The organism is Candidatus Pelagibacter sp. Uisw_113, from assembly GCF_047717815.1.
In the GTDB taxonomy this organism is placed as follows: Bacteria; Pseudomonadota; Alphaproteobacteria; order Pelagibacterales; family Pelagibacteraceae; genus Pelagibacter.
The window spans coordinates 1,260,626-1,278,543 of sequence record NZ_CP159809.1 but is presented as its reverse complement, the minus strand read 5'-3'; the positions used below and the strand labels follow the sequence as shown (position 1 = coordinate 1,278,543).

The following is a 17,918-nucleotide window of genomic DNA, read 5'->3' as shown; positions in this document are numbered from 1 at the left end:
TTTATTGTTAAAATTAAAATTATTATGAATGTTTGTATTATTGGTGAAGGTCTAACTGCTCTATCTTTGGCTAAAAGCCTTATAAATAAAAAAATAAATGTTCATTATTATAACAAAAATAGAAATAGTAATTTTTCTTCCAATAGGACAATAGGAATATCCAAAAGTAATTTTGAATTTTTTAAAGAAAAAATTTTTCAAATTTCAAAAAATAATTACTGGAAAATAAATAGAATAGAAATTTATACAGATAAAATTGATACAGAAAATTTATTAAAATTTGAGAATGATAAAAGTGACCTATTTTATATCATAAAAAATGATGAACTTTTAAAATCGTTAAAAAATAACCTTAATAAAAGTAAATTTTTTAAAAAAATAATATTAAGAAAAGATGTTAATGAAGAGTCTTTAAATAAAAAAGAATATGATTTAATAATTAATTGTGATGCAAGTAATTTTTTAGCAAAAAAGTATTTCACAAAAAAAATTAGTAAAAATTATTATAATCTTGCTTATACCACTATTTTAAAACATAAAAAAATAGAGAATAATACAGCAACTCAAATTTTTACAAAACAAGGTCCAATTGCATTTTTACCAATCTCTAACACCAAAACATCTGTAGTATATTCAATAGATACCAAGAATCAAAAATTTGATAATAGTGATGTAATAGATTTAATTAATAAAAATAATCCTAAATATAAAATTAATAAAATTGATAAATTAAATAGCTTTGAGTTAAGTTCCTCAAATTTAAGAAACTATCATCATAAAAATATTTTAGCTTTTGGAGATATACTTCACAGGGTGCACCCATTAGCAGGACAAGGATTTAACATGACAATACGGGATCTTAGAATTTTAATTAAAATTATTGAAGACAAAATTGAATTAGGTATTCAATTAGATTCACTTATATTAGATGAGTTTGAAAAAAAAACGAAAGATAAAAACTTTGTTTTTTCTAAAGCCATAGACTTGATTTATGAGTCCTTTAACTTAGATAAAAAAGTTCAAAATAAAAGCTTTAGCAAAATTCTTAAAGGCATTGGAAAAAACAAGAATCTAAATAGTTATTTTATTAAACTAGCCGATACAGGAATGAATTTTTAAGCTTATTGAATAGTTGTATTTTGAAAATTATCAAAACTATAAGTGCTTAATATTTCTGAAATTTTATCTTTTCGAGCTTCTAAATTTTTGCTTTCTAATAAAATTTGTTTTTCTTCCAGTGAAAAAGGAGAGGCCATTGCTAGGGCATTTATTGTTTCATTTAAATCTTGTTTTTCTAAAGATTTCCAATTTATAAGATATCCTTTTTTTTCAAATAATAATTTTAAATCTTTAAAGATCGATTCAAGATCAGCAAACTTTAATTTTTTTTTTTCAGGCGTTAAGTCAAGTTCAAAACTATCATAACTAGTTTCACAAGTACGATAAGGTTTTGTATTTTTAATTTCTTTTATTATTGCAAATCGTGTTATCCCATTTAATTCAATCATATATCTACCATCAGATGTATCCTTAAAATTGATTATTTCACCCAAGCAACCAATCTTATGAAGTCCAGGGATTGAACTATCATCATTGCTTTTTGGCTGTATCAAACCAATCATCTTGTTTGTTTTCATACTATCATTAACCATTTCAACATATCTTGGTTCAAATATATTTAATGGAACTGTTGTTTGAGGAAATATGATAAAGTTACTCAATGGAAAGACAGGTATAGTTTTTGGTAAATTTTGTTTTTTCATTCTTTCTTTTAGCAAATTTTTGAAAATCTATATACTAATGAAACACTTTATTATTGATTGAACTAAAAAAACCATCTATTTATAGTGTCTTTTATAAGCGGGTCTAGCTCATTGGTAGAGCGAATCGTTGCCAACGATTAGGTAGAGGGTTCGATTCCCTTGACCCGCTCCAAAATTTTAAAACATACTAATTAATGAGTGATTTACTTAATAAAAAATGTGTACCATGTGAGGGTGGAAATTTACCTTTCGATATCAGTGAAATTCACAAATATCAAAAAAAAGTAGATGGTTGGGATGTTAAAAAAAATACAAAAAAAATATATTTTTTAGAGAAAAATTTTATTTTTAAGAATTTTATTAATAGTCAAAATTTTATAAATAAAGTTGGTGAAATATCAGAAAATGAAAATCATCATCCAGATATTTCATTTGGTTGGGGGTATGCTAAAATTGTAATTACTACTCATGCTATAGAGGGACTGTCAGAAAATGATTTTATTTTAGCAGCTAAAATTGATCAAATTATCAATGTCTGAAGTGTCTTGTTTTAGAAAAAACTAAAATAGTACCAGTTTGGTTTGCAAATTTTATTATCTCTTTATCTCTAATTGATCCAGAAGGCTGTATTACAGCTGAAACCCCTGACTGTACTAATTTTTCAATACCATCTACAAATGGAAAAAATGCATCAGAGGCCGCCACAACATCTTCTTTTAAGTTTTGAAATTTATTCATTTTATCTATAGCAATTTGACAGCTATCAAGTCTACTAGGTTGCCCTGAACCAATGCCAACGGTTGCTTCCTGACAGGCAAGCACAATTGCATTTGATTTTACGTATCTACAAACATTAAATGCAAAAATTAAATTTTTTAATTGGGATTTATTTGGTTTTTGTTTTGAAACGATTTTAAAATCTTTAAGTTCAAATGCTTTTAAATCTTCAGATTGTGTTAAAATAGATTCATTTACAGAGCCAAATTTAATTAAATCTTTCATCATAAATTCTGATGCATCAATAATTCTTATATTTTTTTTCTTTTTTAAAATTGTTAAAGCATCAATTTCAAAACCATTTGCAATGACAACCTCTAAGAAAATTTTATTAAACTCTAAAGCTAGAACTTTATTTATTTTGAAATTACATGAAACTATTCCACCAAAAGCACTAACTGGATCAGATGCAAGAGCTAATTTATAACTTTTTAAACTATCTTTATTGATTGAAACACCACAAGGATTGGTGTGTTTTACAATAACTGTTCCAGAGTTTTTAGGTAAAGATTTAGATATTGTTAATGCAGAAAAAATATCATTATAATTATTATAGCTTAACTGCTTACCATGAATTTGTTTAATATTAAGATTTTGATTTTTAGAATAAATTGCAGCTTCTTGATGTGGATTTTCTCCATATCTTAATTTTTCAATTAAGTTTCCATAAATAATTTTCTTTTTTGGGAAATTAGTTTTTTTAATTTTATTAAAATAGTTAGAAATTACAGCATCATAATAGGCCGTCTCAGAGAAGGCCTCTGAAGACATTTTTTCTCTAAACTCAATAGATGTTGATCCTTTGTTATTTTCTAATTCATTAATTAGAGTCCCATATTGATTTGAAGATGTAATAACTGCAACGTCGTTATAATTTTTTGCTGCTGCCCTAACCATAGTGGGACCCCCCACATCAATATTCTCTATTATTTTTGAATGATTGGTCGTTTGCTCTAAAGTTTTTTCAAAAGGGTAAAAGTTAACAATAACTAGGTCAATTTCATCATATTGATTAGCCTTTAATTCCTTAGCATGAGATTTATCATTTCTTTTACTTAATATGCCGGCATGAATTTTTGGGTGCAGGGTTTTAACTCTTCCACCAAGAATTTCTGGTGAACCCGTATACTCAGAAACTTCCAGACATTTAAATTTAAGTTTCTTTATTTCTTTATAGGTGCCCCCAGAGCTAATTAACTCAATCTTGTATTTAGCTAAAACTTTTAAAAGGCTGCTTAAATTTTTTTTATCAGATACTGAAATAAGAGCTTTTTTTATTTTTTTCATTATAATTTTGTGATTTCCCATCTTATAGTTTGATTTTCTTCATTAGTCATTCCTGAAATAAATATATTTTGATTATCTGTGAAAGAATTTTTTTCACCAAAATATAACCCTTTATCAATATTCATTATTGAGTTATCTGAACTAAATTTCCAGCCTTCTCCATCAAGATCTATAAATATTGACTTTCCATCTTTTGTTTTCATTACTTTAACGTTTGGTTCTAAGTGAAATCTAATTTCAAATTTTAAATTCTTAATATCCTTATTAGAAATAATTTTATCATGTCCAATAAATTTTAATTGTTCTGGGTAGAATTCTATTTCACGGGCATGAACAATTCCATGTAGTTTCAAATAACCATCATGAGAAGCATTAATTTTCCAATAATTTTTTTCAAATACTATTTTTTTTTTTAATATTTTTAACCCTTGGTTAATTCTAGATTTTTTGCCTCTGAGTTTATTAAAACTACAAGAAGATTTATCATCTACAACTAGCGTGCTGTGGACTGCACTCGATTTAGATATTTCATTTAATTGGTGATTAACCTTTTGAAAATAACCACAATTACTAATTAATTTTTTACCATTTGATATGATCTCAAAAGACAAAGCTCCAGCTTGATAATTTGAAGATAGTTTTGTATTTGGGCTTGATCCAATATCCATTATCAGAGAATTTTTTTTATTGTTAAGAATAGCATAGCCACCTAGCTCATTATTTTGATTTTTAAAGTTATAGCCAAGTCTTTTTAAATAAAGGTCAAAATAATGATTATTTGTTTTGTGATTACCATTAAAGAGAAAATCTACTTTATTGTTTTGCCAAATAAAAGCGTAAGCCTGACCTAAATAATATATATTTTCATTTATAAAGTCAGGTATTTCATTTTGAGATTCTTTGAACCACTCTCTAATTAATATAAAATATTTTAAATAGAAACTTAACTGCCTAACATTTCTTGATTTCGGAAAGCCATCATTATCCAATGAATATTTTACTAATTTTTTTAGTAAACTTAACCCAGTATTTAGATAATCATTATTTTGAGGGTATGATAGGCCGGTTAAAATGATAGCCGCACAACCTATAATCTTATCATTGATTAATTCAGAGGTTTCAATTTCATTAATAAGGTGATTGATCTGCTTCTTTATAATGCCATTAAACCTGTCTTTATAATCAATGCTACCATCTTCATAGGTAAGTCTAGAATTTGAAATCCAAGCTATTATTCTTTTTCCAATTATATCAATTTTCCAACTCTTAGAGTTGTATCTGTCATTTGTATTAATCCATTGATAAATGACATTTTGAGTGTCTTTTTTTGAAGATCTAAGATCTAGGCTAAATAACCAAAAAAAACTGTTTAAATTCTGTTGGTCTTTTTGTTTTAAATTTAGATTATCCCAAATTTCATTTAATGAATAATTTTCTATATTAATTTTTTTTTTGTCATATTTTATAAGACCATCTAGCAAGCTAGGACTTGGTTGATATTCGATTAATCCAATTGAGGAGGGTGTAATTTTTTTATTATAGAGATTAGAGTTTAAATAAAAATGACGAATTTTTTTTTTGATAAGCTTAAGTGAATTGTTTAAAATCATTATTCTAACTTGATTTTAAAAGGCCTATATTTTTTTTTATATCTCCATTATTGTTTTTAAATATAGTTGTTCCAGATACTAAAATGTTTGCACCAGCTTCTATTGCTAGTTTATTATTATCAAAATTAATTCCACCATCAATCTCGATATCAAAATCTAGATTTTTTTGATCCCTTATTTTTTTTAATTCTTTTATTTTTTCTAGAACTTCTGGCATAAACTTTTGTCCTCCAAATCCAGGGTTTACACTCATAATTAGAACTAAATCGATCTCGTTTAATAAGTCGGTTATTAAATTAATTTTAGTTTCTGGGTTTAGAGAAACTCCTACTTTTTTATTTAAACTCTTTATATGTTCTATTGAACTTTTTAAATCCTCAGTAGCCTCTGGATGTATCGTAATAATGTTTGCTCCAGCATCTGCATAATCTTTAATATACTTATGTACAGGAGAAATCATTAAATGAACATCAAATGGTAGTTTTGTGTATTGTCTTAAAGCCTTAATGATTGGAGGTCCCATTGTTAAATTTGGAACAAAATGGCCATCCATCACATCCACATGGATCATATCAGCACCACCTTCCTCTAGTCTTTTAATTTCATTGCCTAATTGACTAAAATCAGCGGACAAAATTGAAGGTGATATTTGTATTTTTTTCATCGATTACTAATATTAGTAGTATCAATATTATTTTTAATTTGAATTAATTATTTGCCAAAAATACGATAAATTTCTGAAGCAATTTCGCTTTCTAGAGGAAAAGATAACATTCCCATGACAGAATACCCTAGTAGGTAGGGCATAAGGTAAAATCTAATCATATAAAAGAACCAGGCCACGTAAAGAGGAACAAGAGGATCTATAATAAATGAAGGAGTAATAGGTTTGAATATACGAATTAATGGATTTGTTAACTTTACAAAAGCCTTCATAAAAAAAAATTCTGAATTTTCTCGTTGAAAGATATTCATCGCAACTCTTCCAATCAAAGTCCACATTACAACACCTAAAATATAATCAATTATAAGAATAAAGGGATGAATTTCTGGCATAAATATAAAAAGGAATTTTGTTTAAAACTTTGTTAAGGGGCGAAATAAATCGCCCCTTAATATAAAATTTAATTAGTGTTGTTTTCCAAGAATTGTTTTACCACTTGGAATACGAAGCTCGTCAATCATATCTTGAGTAGCTCTGTCTGGCGCTTTTGTTAGTAAACTAACAACTACCATAGAAACTAAACTAACTAACGATCCAAAGATACCGAATGTAAGTTGAGTAATACCCCAGAATCCAGCTCCACCAGTACGTACCCAAACTAGATACCAAGTACCAGCTGCTAATCCTAGAAGCATTCCAGCAACAGCACCAGGACCATTAGCTCTTTTCCACCATACACCTAGTACAAGTGGGAAGAATAGTCCTGACATCGCAAAGTCAAAAGCCCAGATTACTGAACCCAAGATACCTTGGATACCCATTGCGGCAATAGTTGCTCCAGCAAAACCAATGATTACAAGTAATACTCTTGCAACAATTAATCTTTTCGCAGCTTCTGCTTTTGGATCAATGATCTTGTAGTACAAGTCATGAGACAAAGCATTTGCGATTGCTAAGATCAAACCATCGGCAGTAGACATGGCAGCGGCCATACCTCCAGCAGCAACCAGACCTGAGATTACATAAGGTAATCCAGCAATTTCTGGAGTAGCTAATACAACAGCTTTACCACCCATGAAAAACTCATTTAATTCAAGAGTTCCATTTCCGTTAAAGTCGCTGACAAACATCAGGTTAGCTTGGTTCCAGTTTTGATACCAATCTATCGCTTGAACCTCAGCTATTGATTTACCAATAATCCCCGTTGAAAGTGTTGGATCAATCAGTGATAGTTTTGATAATGTAGCTAACATTGGCGCAGTTGAGTATAAAATAAAGATGAAAAGTAGCGACCATGCTACAGATCTTCTAGCTGATTTTACACTTGGAGTAGTAAAGTATCTCATCATAACGTGAGGCAAAGAAGCTGTTCCTGCCATCATACAAATTGCCAGAGAAATGAATCCCCAGTTTGTTCCGTTAACCGATGAGTGTGCTTTAGTTATTCCAGCTAAACCTTTTGGTACTGTAGCTAAGTCGGCAGCTGAGTTTTTCACAAACCCAAACTGACCTTCTAATTCAGCAATTCTAGCTACCTCATCTCCCAACATTAAATGTGGAAAGAATCCAGCACCCATTTTACTACTGATCCAGAATACAGGAAGCAAGTAAGCAATAATTAAAACTATATATTGCGCAACTTGTGTCCATGTAACCGCTCTCATTCCACCAAGCATTGAACACATCAATATACTTGCTAATCCGACGTACACAGCAATTTCAAAAGGAATATCTAATGCTACTGAAGCAATAGTTCCTGTTGCATTGATTTGTGCAGTCACATATGTGAATGAAGCTACTGTTAATACTAGTACCGCAGAAAGTCTTGCTGCATTACCACCATATCTTGTACCAACAAAATCTGGAACCGTGTAACAGCCAAATTTTCTTAAGTAAGGTGCTAGTAAAGTAGATACAAGTATGTAACCACCTGTCCATCCAACTAGTAGTGCCATATATCCATAGCCCTTAAAGTAAATACCACCTGCCATTGCAACGAATGATGCACCAGACATCCAGTCTGCTGCAGTAGCCATTCCGTTAAATACAGTAGGTACTTCTCTGCCTGCTACGTAGTACGCGTCCATCTGAAGTGTACGTGATAACCAACCGATTATCGCATAGATAGCAATGGTGAATATAACAAAAGAAATTCCTATTGCTTTTGCAGACATTCCCATTTGTTCAGCAATCGCCATCAATATTATGAACCCTATAAAACCACCTGTATAGATTCCATAAACTTTTGGTAGATTGTCTATAAATTTACCTTTTATCATTAGCTATCCTCTCTTTCAGTGAAACCAAACTCTTCATCTATCTTCTCTTGTCTACCTGCAAACCAGAAATTCAAAATTACAAATGCTAATAATGAACCCTGACATGTCATATAATATGACAATGGGTAACCAAAAGGTTTGAAGCTAGATGCTTCCATTTCAGTTCCGAAAAAAAAGATGCCAATCGAGAATACAAACCAGATTGCTAAAGTAACAAACAGTAGCCCCCTAGTTTTTTCCCAGTGTTTTGCTTTATTTGACATTTTACTCTCCCTATATAGTTAAGAAAGAAACCTTAACCATAATGAGATAGATTGAAAGCCTTTAAATAGGTCGAATTGGAGCCATTTTTGTAATATAAACCTTAAAAAAAGTAGGTAAAATTGCTCAAATATAAACTTAAAATAAAAGACATAAAACTTGAAGATTTTAGAGTTTATTTATTTGCTTTGTTTAAAGGAGTTCTTCCAAAGAAAAAAATTAAAAATATTGAAAACCTTACACTGTTTGTTCAGACAAAATCAGCCTGGGTATCTCAGGTAACTTTATACAACTATTTAAAAACAAGAATGGGAACCAAGTGGGTATTACACTTTGATGATGAAGTATTTTTAGCATCCATTAACAAAGCTAAATGGAATATTTATTCTATAGCACTTCAGGATCTTACTTTTTATAGTCTATCGTATTTGAATGTTTTTTGTAATTATAAAGACATGAGTAAAGCCAATGAAATTTATGATGAAATTTTGACCAAAGAAACAAAAAATGGAATGCCAAAAGAAATTATTTTACAATCAAAAGAAAAATTTAAAGAAAGATTAGAAAAGATTGATTGGAATACATATTATAAGTCTTGGCCATTTAATGAAAGTGCTCTAACCTTATATAAGTGGGCACCAGTGGCCGAAGAATTAAAAACTTTAGATAGAAAGATCGTATTAAATTCTATGATCTTAAAATGGGAAAATATTGAAAAAGAATTTAAAGAATTAATTAAAATTTAAATATTTTTTCTATTATCAACTAAGCTTTGAACAACGCTTGGGTCAGCTAAAGTGGATGTGTCACCCAATTGATCATGTTCATTAGCAGCAATTTTTCTTAAAATTCTTCTCATAATTTTTCCAGATCTTGTTTTAGGTAGTCCAGGTGAAAAATGAATTATATCAGGCGTTGCAAGTGCTCCAATTTGTTTTCTTACCCAAAGTTTTAAATCTCTTTCAAGATCTAAATCTGATCTTTCGCCAACATTAAGAGTTACATAGCAATATAGACCATTACCTTTAATATCGTGGGGGTATCCAACCACAGCAGCTTCAGCAACTTTTGGATGAGCAACAAAAGCACTTTCTATTTCAGCAGTTCCTAGGTTATGACCAGAGACAATAATTACATCATCTACTCGACCAGTTATCCAGTAGTAGCCATCTTTATCTCTTTTAGCCCCATCGCCTGTAAAGTATTTTCCATCGAACTGAGAAAAATAAGTATCAATAAATCTTTGATGATCACCATAAACAGTTCTCATTTGTCCAGGCCAAGATTGAGAAATGCATAGTCTACCTTCACCAGCTCCTTTAATTTCTTTTCCATTTTTATCAACTATAGAAGGCTTAATTCCATAAAAAGGTTTACTTGCAGAACCAGGTTTTAAATTCATAGCTCCTGTTTGGGGACTAATTAAAATTCCACCTGTCTCTGTTTGCCACCACGTATCAACAATGGGACATTTAGAATTTCCAACTGTTTTGTAATACCACATCCACGCTTCAGGGTTAATGGGTTCACCAACAGTTCCTAATAATTTTAAAGATTTTCTTGAAGTTTTCTTAACAGGTTTATCACCCTCTCTCATTAAAGCTCTAATAGCGGTGGGTGCTGTATAAAAAATATTAACTTTGTATTTATCAATAATTTGCCACCATCTTGAACTGTCAGGGTAGGTTGGAATTCCTTCAAACATTATTGTTGTTGCACCATTAGCAAGAGGACCATAAATTATATAACTGTGGCCAGTAACCCAACCAATATCAGCTGTACACCAATAAATATCTTTTGGTTTATAGTTAAAAATATATTGATGTGTCATGGATGCATAAACCATATAGCCACCCGTTGTATGCAAAACTCCTTTTGGTTTTCCAGTAGAGCCAGAGGTGTAGAGAATAAACAAAGGGTCTTCCGCATTCATTTCTTCGGGTTCACATTTATTTGATATATCTTTAATTAAATCGTCATACCAAACATCTCTTCCTTTAACCCAATCAACTTTATTTCCAGTTCTTTTTACAACAATACATTTTTTAACATCTGGACATTTTCTTAACGCTTCATCAGTGATAGCTTTTAGAGGGATGGTTTTACCCCCTCTAACACCTTCATCTGCAGTAATGATGTACTGTGACTCGCAGTCATTAACCCTACCAGAAATAGAATCTGCTGAAAATCCGCCAAAAATAATAGAGTGAACTGCACCAATTCTAGCACAAGCTAGCATTGTTACCGCAAGTTCTGGAATCATAGTTAAATAAATTGTAACTCGATCACCTTTTTTAATTCCTAGTTTTCTTAAACCATTTGCAGCTTTAGAAACTTCATTATGCAATTGTTTGTACGAAATTTTTTTAGTGTCTTTTGGATCATCACCCACCCAAATAATTGCCGTTTTATCTTTTTTATTTTTAAGGTGACGGTCTATACAATTAGCAGAAGCATTTAATGTTCCGTCTTCATACCATTTAATTTTAACTTCTTTTTTACTGTATTTTACGTCTTTAATTTTTTTGTATGGCTTAATCCAGGTAATTCTTTTTCCCTCAGTCTTCCAAAAGTCATCATTTTTTTTAATAGAGTCTGAGTATTTTTTTTGGTATTTTGCTTTATTTACTAGAGCATTTTTTATCCACTCAGGTTTAGTCTTTATGATTAATTCTTTTTCTTCAATTTTTTTGAAAACTTTTTCCCTAATAGGCTTTATTTTTTTTTTAGCCTTAGTTTTTATAGGAGTTCTCTTTTTTACTTTTGATATTGATTTTTTTTTAGGCATGAATTTTTTTTAATTAAATATTACTCATCTTATTTAAAATTTTCCAGCTTTTAGAGTCTATGGGCATAACGGATAATCTGCTTTGTCTAATAAGTGATAAATGGCTAAGAGACTTGGTTTTTTTAACCTCTTCAAGAGTCACATTTTTCTTTAATTTTTCTTTAAACTTTACTTGAACAGCTACAAATCGTTCATCTTTGTCAGTTTTATCTAAGAAGGCTTCTTTAATAACCTCAACTATACCAACAATTTCTTTACCTATATTTGAGTGATAAAAAAAACAAAGGTCTCCTTTTTTCATTCCTCTTAAATTTTTAGCTGCTTGATAATTTCTTACCCCATCCCAAGGAGCGCCTTTAGCACCAGCTTTTTTTTGTTGATCAATTGACCAAACATCAGGCTCTGATTTCATTAGCCAGTACTGCATTATAATTTTACTCCAGCACCTTTTAAAAAAGGAGCATTTGCATCTAAAGGCCATCTAGGTTTCGCAGGACTGTCTAATTCACTAAATTGTTTTAACTTAAATTTTTCCAATCCAACCAGTGCAATCATTGCAGCATTATCTCCACACAAATTAATAGGAGGAAAAATTGCCTCAAAATCTTCTTCCTCACAAAGGTTGCTTAGCACTTCTCTAATTTTTTTGTTTGCAGCAACTCCACCTGCTACTACAAATTTATTTTTACTTGTTGTATTCATTTTTTTAAATTCTTCAAAAGCAATTTTACTTTTCTTATATAGTATTTCTTCAATTGTTTTTTGAAAAGATGCTGCTAGATCATATTTTTCTTGATCAGTTTTTATTTGTTTTGATATTTTTAAAACAGCAGTCTTTAAACCTGCAAATGATAAATTACAGCCCCCTTTATGAAAAATTGGCTTAGGCAACTCATATTTATTGGGATCACCTCTTTTTGCATATACTTCGATTTGTGGCCCACCAGGAAACTCTATTCCCAATAATTTTGCTGTTTTATCAAAAGCTTCACCCACAGCATCATCAATAGTTGTTCCTAATCTCTTATAATTTCCTAAACCTTGCACACTTAAAAATTGAGTATGACCTCCAGAAATTAAAAGTAATAAGTAAGGATAGTTTAATTCAGAATTTAGTTTTGGGCTTAATGCGTGGCCTTCTAAATGATTAACAGCTATAAAAGGTTTATTGAGTGAAGAGGCCATTGCTTTTCCAAAACTTAAACCAACAGATAGACAGACTATAAGACCAGGTCCCGCAGTTGCTGCTATCGCATCTAGATCTTTCATTTTTATTCCACTTTCATCAAGTGCTTTTTTTGTGATTAAATCTATTTTTTCCATATGAGATCTTGCAGCAAGTTCAGGCACAACGCCGCCAAACTCTTTATGAATATCTACCTGACTCGAAACAATACTTGATAAAATTGTTGGCATACCTTGCTCATTTTCAGTTATGATGGAGGCAGCTGTTTCATCACAGCTTGATTCAATTCCTAAAATTATGGGTTTTTTATTCATTAAAATAGTTTTTATTAATAATACATTCTCAATATAAGTATGAAGTATAAAGCAATTAAATGAAAAATAGAAAAATTATTATAGGCTCTAGAGGAAGCAAATTAGCACTAATCTATGCTGAAAAAGCTAGAAAAAAAATTCTTAACCATTCAAAAAATTTTGGAATTGAAGAGGTGATTATTAAAGAAATTGTAACTAAGGGTGATCAAGTTCAGGACAAAAAATTATCCGAAGTAGGTGGTAAGGGACTTTTCTCAAAAACTATAGAGGTTGAGTTATTAGAAAAAAAAATTGATATAGCTGTGCATGCATTAAAAGATATGCCTTCTGAAGAAACTAAAGGATTATTAACAGATTGTTTTTTAGAAAGAAACGATCCAAGAGAAATTTTAATCAGCAAAGATAATAAACACCTAAAAGATTTAGCTCCAAATTCAATTATTGGAACATCCTCATTTAGAAGAGAATTTCAGATTAAAAAAATAAGAGATGACCTTGATTGTAAATTAATTAGAGGAAATGTTGATACAAGAATAAGAAAACTTAAAGAGAATTTATATGATGCGATTATCTTATCTTATGCTGGAATTGATTCTTTGGGATTAAATCAAAATATCTCTCAAACTTTTTCCACTTCAGAAATTATACCTTGTGCTGGACAAGGAGTTATTGCTTTGCAATGCAGAAATAATGATGAAGATTTAATTGAGTTATTAAAACAAGCTGATCACCAATCAACACACAGCGCAATAAAAGCTGAAAGAAATGTTTTGAAGGTTTTAGAAGGAGACTGCGAAACAGCAGTAGGAGCATTTGCAAGTATTAAGAGAGATAAAATTAATCTTGAAGTAGAGCTTTTTTCATTAGATGGCAGTAAAAGATTTCATTTAAAATCATCTGAAAGTATAGACAAAGCACAAGAATTAGGAATAGAGATGGGAAAAACTCTTAAAAAGATGTCTAATAATTCTTACAAAAAATAATATGCATATTTTATTTACACGGCCCTTAGAAGATTGTCATGAAATGATATTAAAATTTCAATCATTAGGTCATGAAATATCTCATTTACCTTTAATTAATATTGAAAGTTTAAAACATGAAACTCCAAAATACTCTGAATTTGAGGGAATTATTTTTACCAGCACTAATTCTATTAAATTTTTGGATATAAAGAACATTGATAAAAAATTAAAATGTTTTTGTGTTGGAAACGCTACAGAAAAAAAAGCTAGAAGTATTGGTTTCCAAAATGTTTTTGCAGCTGAGGGAAATGTAAATAATCTTAAGGAATTAATTTTGCAAAATTTTAAATCTTCTGAAGGAAAGTTAATTTATATAAGTGGAGAAATAATATCTAGTGATTTAGATAAGGAACTCATTTCAAGTGGGTACACAATAGAACGACTAATTAATTACAGATCCAATGTGATCGAAAAATATGATGAAGGCTTTATCGAAAAACTGAAATTGAAAATGCCTGAAATTACATACATTTATTCACAAAATAGTGCGATTAATTTTTTAAAAGTAATTAAAAATTATCAGCTAGAAACCTTATGGATGAATACTAATTTGATGTGCATTGGAGAAAAAACCTCTTCAATTCTTAATGAAATTAAGTGGAAAAAAATTTTTCTTTTTAACCCTGGAGAAGAGGAATTTTTGCTATATAAAATTTAATTATGGACATATTTAGTAATTTTAGTGATCTGTTTATTTCTGTTTGGTCTAAAGGAATTCGTGGAGTTGATATTTTTCAAATTCTAATTGGTATTGGAATATTTTTTATTTTTTTAATTTTTAGAGGAATAATAAGTAAAGTTATTATTAAAAGATTAGAAGCAATTTCAAAAAGAACTACAAATAAATTAGATGACACGTTCGTCCATGCAATGGAAGGACCAGCTAGATTTTTACCAATTGTTCTAGGTTTTTTTATTGCAAGTTATTATATGTCTTTTGCAGATGATGGGAGAGCCATAGTTGATACAATTAATCGAACATTAATTACAATTTTAATATTCTGGGTTATCCATCAAATTATTGAACCAATTTCTTATATTTTAAGTGGACTAGATAAAATGTTAACCCGTGAGTTAGTGGGCTGGATTATAAAATCTTTAAAGATTTTAATTTTTATTTTAGGGTTAGCTGCTGTTCTTGAACTTTGGGGAATAAAAATTGGACCAATTATTGCTGGACTTGGTTTATTTGGTGTTGCCGTTGCTTTAGGTGCACAAGACTTATTCAAAAATTTGATTTCGGGGATTTTAGTTTTAGTTGAAAAAAGATTTAAGATTGGAGATTGGATTTTAGTTGAAGGTATTATTGAAGGTATTGTTGAGAAAATTGGTTTTAGATCAACAGTTTTAAGAAAGTTTGATAAATCTTTAGCTATAATTCCCAATTTCCAGTTTGCTGAAAATGCAGTTATTAATATTAGTGAGACAACTAACTGGAGAATAGATTGGGCAATAACACTTCAATACGACACTACTGTTGATCAGCTAAAAAAAATAAGAAATGAAATTGAAGATCATATAAAGAAAAGTGATGATTTTGATAAAGCCGTAGGAATTGCAGTAAGAGTCGAAAAATTTTCAGACAGCTCTATTGATATGAGGGTTAGATGTTTTACTACTTCTAATAGTTTTGCTACATGGTTGGAAGTTAAAGAAAAACTTGCAATTGAAATAAAACAAATTGTAGAAGGAAATAGTGCAGCTTTTGCTTTCCCAAGTCAGTCAATTTATATTGAAAAGAAATGATAGCCATTTTTTACTTAGCACTTCAAATATTAAAACTTTATTCATATGTCGTTTTAGCTAATGTAGTTATTAGCTGGCTTGTTGCATTTAATATCTTGAATACTCAAAATAGATTTATTTATTCTATTTTAGAAGTAACTTATCGATTAACAAATCCTGCACTTAACAAAATAAGAAGTTTTTTACCCAATTTAGGATCGATAGATATTTCTCCAGTTATATTACTGTTATTGATTTGGTTTATAGAAATGTGTATGAAGTTGTACATTGCACCAATGATTTTTTAGGGAAATACATGATTTTAATAGATGGAAAAAAAATAGCAGCTGAACTTAGAGAAGAACTAAGACAAGAGGTTGTAGGGTTAAAAGCTAAACACAACAAAATTCCTGGGCTTACGGTTATTTTAATTGGGGATATGGCCCCTAGCCAAATTTATGTTCGTATGAAAGAAAAAGCTGCGAATGAAGTGGGTTTAAAATCTGAAGTAATTAGATACCCAGAAGCTGTGGAAGAAAAAACAGTATTAGATAAAATTGAAGAACTTAATAAAGATGAAAGTATTTCGGGAATTTTAGTCCAATTACCATTACCAAAACACATTGATAAGCAAAAAGTCATAGAAACTATTTTGCCAGGTAAAGATGTTGATGGGTTTCACCCAATGAATGTTGGTAATCTTTCATCAGGCTATGAAAGTTCAGTGCCGTGCACTCCTTTAGGATGTTATCTAATGATTAAAAAAATTGAACCAAACTTGAGTGGAAAAAAAGCAGTTATGATTGGTAGATCAAATCTAAATGGTAAACCAATGGCGCAGTTACTTTTAAAAGAAAATTGTACGGTTACGATAACTCATTCAAGAACTAAAGATTTAAAAGCAGAATGCTTAGAAGCAGATATTATTGTTGCAGCAGTTGGTATACCAGAGCTTGTAAAAGCAGACTGGGTTAAAAAAGATGCAATCGTAATTGATGTTGGAATAAATAAAACTGAAAATGGTATTGTTGGTGATGTTGCTTTTGAAGAAGTATCAAAAGTTGCAAGTGCTTTAACTCCTGTTCCAGGTGGAGTAGGGCCAATGACTATTGCCTGCTTGCTAAAAAATACTATTGAGTGTTTTAAAAGATCTCAAAAATAAAAATTATCAATATAAATGGTAAGATTTTTAATTTTCTTATTCTCAATTATTATTTATAACTCTTCAATAATTGCTATGGAAAAAAAACCTTATCATCATTTACCAGATGGAACTTTTAGAAATCCAGAAGGATCGCCAGTTAGAACTAGCAAAGCCAAGTTTTCATACACACAATTCATTAAATTGAAAAAGAAAATAGACATGACTGTTCCAAAAGAACATGTTGCAGATAAAGAAAAAGTTTTATCTGATTTAGAAAAGTATAAGAATGAAGATTATATTGCTTGGATTGGTCATGCTACTTACTTAATTAAACTTGGAGACACAACGATTATAACTGACCCTGTATTTTCAAAAAATGCAGGACCTTTAATTTTTGGCCCGGATAGATTTACTAAGCCTGCCTTAAATTTAAATGAAATTCCAAGGACTGATTTATTATTATTAACACATAATCATTATGATCATCAAGATATGGGAACCATTAGAAAATATCCGTTTAAGGATACAAAAGTTTTAACACCTCTGAATCTTGGAAAATACTTTATAAAAAATAAATTTAACGATGTAAATGAAATGGATTGGTACGAAGAAATTAAAGTTACTGAGGATTTAAAAGTAACATTACTCCCAGCTGTTCATTGGTCGAAGAGAAGCTTAACAGATATGAATAAAACACTCTGGGGAAATTTCTTAATTGAATATAAGGGTAAGAAAATCTTATTTGCTTGCGATACTGGTTATGGAAATATTTATAAAGAATTAGGTGAAAAATATGGTCCAATTGATTTAACAATGATTAATATTGGAGCTTATGATTTTAAGCCTATGTTTGATAAATCAATTTATCACACAACGCCAGAAGAAGCCTTAAATGTAGCAAAAGATTTAAGAAGTAAAAAGGTTATGGGTACACACTGGGGAACTTTTGTTTTATCTTTGGAACCAATTATGGAACCACCAGTACGATTTAAAGCTAGTGCAGAAAAATATGGTTTTAATAAAGAAGATGCAATTATATTTAAAGTAGGAGAAATAAATTCTTTAAAAAATATTTTATCAAATTAAGATTAATTT

General features: G+C 29.9%; 19 protein-coding genes and 1 tRNA gene. 10 read left to right on the top strand and 10 right to left on the bottom strand.

Translation table 11 applies throughout. The features are described 5' to 3' along the window. Positions 1 to 24 precede the first annotated feature (24 nt). On the top strand, positions 25 to 1,119 hold the full coding sequence (locus tag ABXT39_RS06875) for an FAD-dependent monooxygenase (protein WP_415294977.1): 1,095 nt from the start codon (positions 25 to 27) through the stop codon (positions 1,117 to 1,119). A 2-nt stretch (positions 1,120 to 1,121) separates the two neighbouring features. Here the strand turns inward: ABXT39_RS06875 and ABXT39_RS06870 are convergent, their stop codons facing one another. Then, positions 1,122 to 1,763, bottom strand: a complete 642-nt coding sequence (locus ABXT39_RS06870) for an LON peptidase substrate-binding domain-containing protein (RefSeq protein WP_415294976.1) — start codon at positions 1,761 to 1,763, stop codon at positions 1,122 to 1,124. Between the two features lie 97 nt (positions 1,764 to 1,860). Here ABXT39_RS06870 and ABXT39_RS06865 point away from each other — a divergent pair. Beyond that, positions 1,861 to 1,935: transfer RNA gene (locus ABXT39_RS06865), tRNA-Gly, on the top strand. 22 nt (positions 1,936 to 1,957) lie between these two features. Further along, the gene (locus tag ABXT39_RS06860; RefSeq protein ID WP_415294975.1) at positions 1,958 to 2,302 is read left to right on the top strand and encodes a 4a-hydroxytetrahydrobiopterin dehydratase; all 345 of its coding nucleotides are present in this window, start codon (positions 1,958 to 1,960) and stop codon (positions 2,300 to 2,302) included. On the opposite strand, the gene purH is transcribed toward ABXT39_RS06860, so the two are convergent. From purH to ABXT39_RS06830, 6 genes are all read right to left on the bottom strand, one after another. Continuing rightward, positions 2,292 to 3,848: a bifunctional phosphoribosylaminoimidazolecarboxamide formyltransferase/IMP cyclohydrolase gene (gene purH / locus ABXT39_RS06855; RefSeq protein WP_415294974.1), complete on the bottom strand. Its 1,557-nt coding sequence runs from the start codon at positions 3,846 to 3,848 to the stop codon at positions 2,292 to 2,294. The two genes, ABXT39_RS06860 and purH, sit on opposite strands and share 11 nt — an antisense overlap. Then, positions 3,827 to 5,437 (bottom strand): heparinase II/III-family protein, encoded by a 1,611-nt coding sequence (locus ABXT39_RS06850; protein WP_415294973.1) that lies wholly within the window; start codon positions 5,435 to 5,437, stop codon positions 3,827 to 3,829. Before ABXT39_RS06850 ends, purH begins: the two co-directional genes overlap by 22 nt. Positions 5,438 to 5,441: 4 nt before the next feature. Continuing rightward, positions 5,442 to 6,101, bottom strand: a complete 660-nt coding sequence (rpe, locus tag ABXT39_RS06845; protein WP_415294972.1) for a ribulose-phosphate 3-epimerase — start codon at positions 6,099 to 6,101, stop codon at positions 5,442 to 5,444. A 47-nt stretch (positions 6,102 to 6,148) separates the two neighbouring features. Further along, positions 6,149 to 6,493: a hypothetical protein gene (locus ABXT39_RS06840; protein WP_415294971.1), complete on the bottom strand. Its 345-nt coding sequence runs from the start codon at positions 6,491 to 6,493 to the stop codon at positions 6,149 to 6,151. Positions 6,494 to 6,565: 72 nt separating this feature from the next. After that, positions 6,566 to 8,380, bottom strand: coding sequence for a sodium:solute symporter family protein (locus ABXT39_RS06835; RefSeq protein ID WP_415286386.1), 1,815 nt, complete (start codon positions 8,378 to 8,380; stop codon positions 6,566 to 6,568). Next, positions 8,380 to 8,643 (bottom strand): DUF4212 domain-containing protein, encoded by a 264-nt coding sequence (locus ABXT39_RS06830; RefSeq protein WP_415286385.1) that lies wholly within the window; start codon positions 8,641 to 8,643, stop codon positions 8,380 to 8,382. The genes ABXT39_RS06835 and ABXT39_RS06830 overlap by 1 nt, the downstream gene beginning before the upstream one ends. A gap of 120 nt (positions 8,644 to 8,763) precedes the next feature. Between ABXT39_RS06830 and ABXT39_RS06825 the strand changes: the two genes are divergently transcribed. Beyond that, a complete protein-coding gene (locus tag ABXT39_RS06825) occupies positions 8,764 to 9,387 on the top strand; it encodes an esterase (protein WP_415294970.1) in 624 nt (207 codons plus the stop codon). On the opposite strand, the gene acs is transcribed toward ABXT39_RS06825, so the two are convergent. From acs to tsaD, 3 genes are read right to left on the bottom strand one after another with little or no spacing between them, the layout of a single operon-like run. After that, positions 9,384 to 11,429 carry an acetate--CoA ligase gene (gene acs / locus ABXT39_RS06820; RefSeq protein WP_415294969.1) on the bottom strand — a complete coding sequence of 682 codons (2,046 nt, stop codon included), beginning with the start codon at positions 11,427 to 11,429 and terminating at the stop codon, positions 9,384 to 9,386. The genes ABXT39_RS06825 and acs overlap by 4 nt on opposite strands. A gap of 13 nt (positions 11,430 to 11,442) precedes the next feature. Further along, positions 11,443 to 11,856 (bottom strand): EVE domain-containing protein, encoded by a 414-nt coding sequence (locus ABXT39_RS06815; RefSeq protein ID WP_415294968.1) that lies wholly within the window; start codon positions 11,854 to 11,856, stop codon positions 11,443 to 11,445. After that, the gene (gene tsaD / locus ABXT39_RS06810; RefSeq protein ID WP_415294967.1) at positions 11,856 to 12,929 is read right to left on the bottom strand and encodes a tRNA (adenosine(37)-N6)-threonylcarbamoyltransferase complex transferase subunit TsaD; all 1,074 of its coding nucleotides are present in this window, start codon (positions 12,927 to 12,929) and stop codon (positions 11,856 to 11,858) included. The genes ABXT39_RS06815 and tsaD overlap by 1 nt, the downstream gene beginning before the upstream one ends. 59 nt (positions 12,930 to 12,988) lie before the next feature. On the opposite strand from tsaD, the gene hemC reads away from it, so the two are divergent. From hemC to ABXT39_RS06780, 6 genes are read left to right on the top strand one after another with little or no spacing between them, the layout of a single operon-like run. Continuing rightward, complete coding sequence (gene hemC, locus ABXT39_RS06805) at positions 12,989 to 13,912, top strand: hydroxymethylbilane synthase (RefSeq protein WP_415294966.1); 924 nt, start codon at positions 12,989 to 12,991, stop codon at positions 13,910 to 13,912. Between the two features lies 1 nt (position 13,913). After that, the gene (locus ABXT39_RS06800; RefSeq protein WP_415294965.1) at positions 13,914 to 14,612 is read left to right on the top strand and encodes a uroporphyrinogen-III synthase; all 699 of its coding nucleotides are present in this window, start codon (positions 13,914 to 13,916) and stop codon (positions 14,610 to 14,612) included. 2 nt (positions 14,613 to 14,614) lie between these two features. Then, positions 14,615 to 15,700, top strand: coding sequence for a mechanosensitive ion channel family protein (locus tag ABXT39_RS06795; protein WP_415294964.1), 1,086 nt, complete (start codon positions 14,615 to 14,617; stop codon positions 15,698 to 15,700). After that, entirely contained in the window at positions 15,697 to 15,987 is a 291-nt protein-coding gene (locus ABXT39_RS06790; RefSeq protein ID WP_415294963.1) for a YggT family protein, read from the top strand. The genes ABXT39_RS06795 and ABXT39_RS06790 overlap by 4 nt, the downstream gene beginning before the upstream one ends. A gap of 8 nt (positions 15,988 to 15,995) precedes the next feature. Then, on the top strand, positions 15,996 to 16,841 hold the full coding sequence (locus ABXT39_RS06785) for a bifunctional 5,10-methylenetetrahydrofolate dehydrogenase/5,10-methenyltetrahydrofolate cyclohydrolase (RefSeq protein WP_415294962.1): 846 nt from the start codon (positions 15,996 to 15,998) through the stop codon (positions 16,839 to 16,841). 15 nt (positions 16,842 to 16,856) lie between these two features. Further along, positions 16,857 to 17,909 (top strand): MBL fold metallo-hydrolase, encoded by a 1,053-nt coding sequence (locus ABXT39_RS06780; protein ID WP_415294961.1) that lies wholly within the window; start codon positions 16,857 to 16,859, stop codon positions 17,907 to 17,909. Positions 17,910 to 17,918: the final 9 nt, after the last annotated feature.

What these genes read in the sequence shown, in the direction of transcription:
- ABXT39_RS06875 (WP_415294977.1), top strand. Translation starts at nt 25, where the DNA reads ATGAATGTTTGTATTATTGGTGAAGGTCTAACTGCTCTATCTTTGGCT.
- ABXT39_RS06870 (WP_415294976.1), bottom strand. Translation starts at nt 1,763, where the DNA reads ATGAAAAAACAAAATTTACCAAAAACTATACCTGTCTTTCCATTGAGT.
- ABXT39_RS06860 (WP_415294975.1), top strand. Translation starts at nt 1,958, where the DNA reads ATGAGTGATTTACTTAATAAAAAATGTGTACCATGTGAGGGTGGAAAT.
- purH (WP_415294974.1), bottom strand. Translation starts at nt 3,848, where the DNA reads ATGGGAAATCACAAAATTATAATGAAAAAAATAAAAAAAGCTCTTATT.
- ABXT39_RS06850 (WP_415294973.1), bottom strand. Translation starts at nt 5,437, where the DNA reads ATGATTTTAAACAATTCACTTAAGCTTATCAAAAAAAAAATTCGTCAT.
- rpe (WP_415294972.1), bottom strand. Translation starts at nt 6,101, where the DNA reads ATGAAAAAAATACAAATATCACCTTCAATTTTGTCCGCTGATTTTAGT.
- ABXT39_RS06840 (WP_415294971.1), bottom strand. Translation starts at nt 6,493, where the DNA reads ATGCCAGAAATTCATCCCTTTATTCTTATAATTGATTATATTTTAGGT.
- ABXT39_RS06835 (WP_415286386.1), bottom strand. Translation starts at nt 8,380, where the DNA reads ATGATAAAAGGTAAATTTATAGACAATCTACCAAAAGTTTATGGAATC.
- ABXT39_RS06830 (WP_415286385.1), bottom strand. Translation starts at nt 8,643, where the DNA reads ATGTCAAATAAAGCAAAACACTGGGAAAAAACTAGGGGGCTACTGTTT.
- acs (WP_415294969.1), bottom strand. Translation starts at nt 11,429, where the DNA reads ATGCCTAAAAAAAAATCAATATCAAAAGTAAAAAAGAGAACTCCTATA.
- ABXT39_RS06815 (WP_415294968.1), bottom strand. Translation starts at nt 11,856, where the DNA reads ATGCAGTACTGGCTAATGAAATCAGAGCCTGATGTTTGGTCAATTGAT.
- tsaD (WP_415294967.1), bottom strand. Translation starts at nt 12,929, where the DNA reads ATGAATAAAAAACCCATAATTTTAGGAATTGAATCAAGCTGTGATGAA.
- hemC (WP_415294966.1), top strand. Translation starts at nt 12,989, where the DNA reads ATGAAAAATAGAAAAATTATTATAGGCTCTAGAGGAAGCAAATTAGCA.
- ABXT39_RS06800 (WP_415294965.1), top strand. Translation starts at nt 13,914, where the DNA reads ATGCATATTTTATTTACACGGCCCTTAGAAGATTGTCATGAAATGATA.
- ABXT39_RS06795 (WP_415294964.1), top strand. Translation starts at nt 14,615, where the DNA reads ATGGACATATTTAGTAATTTTAGTGATCTGTTTATTTCTGTTTGGTCT.
- ABXT39_RS06790 (WP_415294963.1), top strand. Translation starts at nt 15,697, where the DNA reads ATGATAGCCATTTTTTACTTAGCACTTCAAATATTAAAACTTTATTCA.
- ABXT39_RS06785 (WP_415294962.1), top strand. Translation starts at nt 15,996, where the DNA reads ATGATTTTAATAGATGGAAAAAAAATAGCAGCTGAACTTAGAGAAGAA.
- ABXT39_RS06780 (WP_415294961.1), top strand. Translation starts at nt 16,857, where the DNA reads ATGGTAAGATTTTTAATTTTCTTATTCTCAATTATTATTTATAACTCT.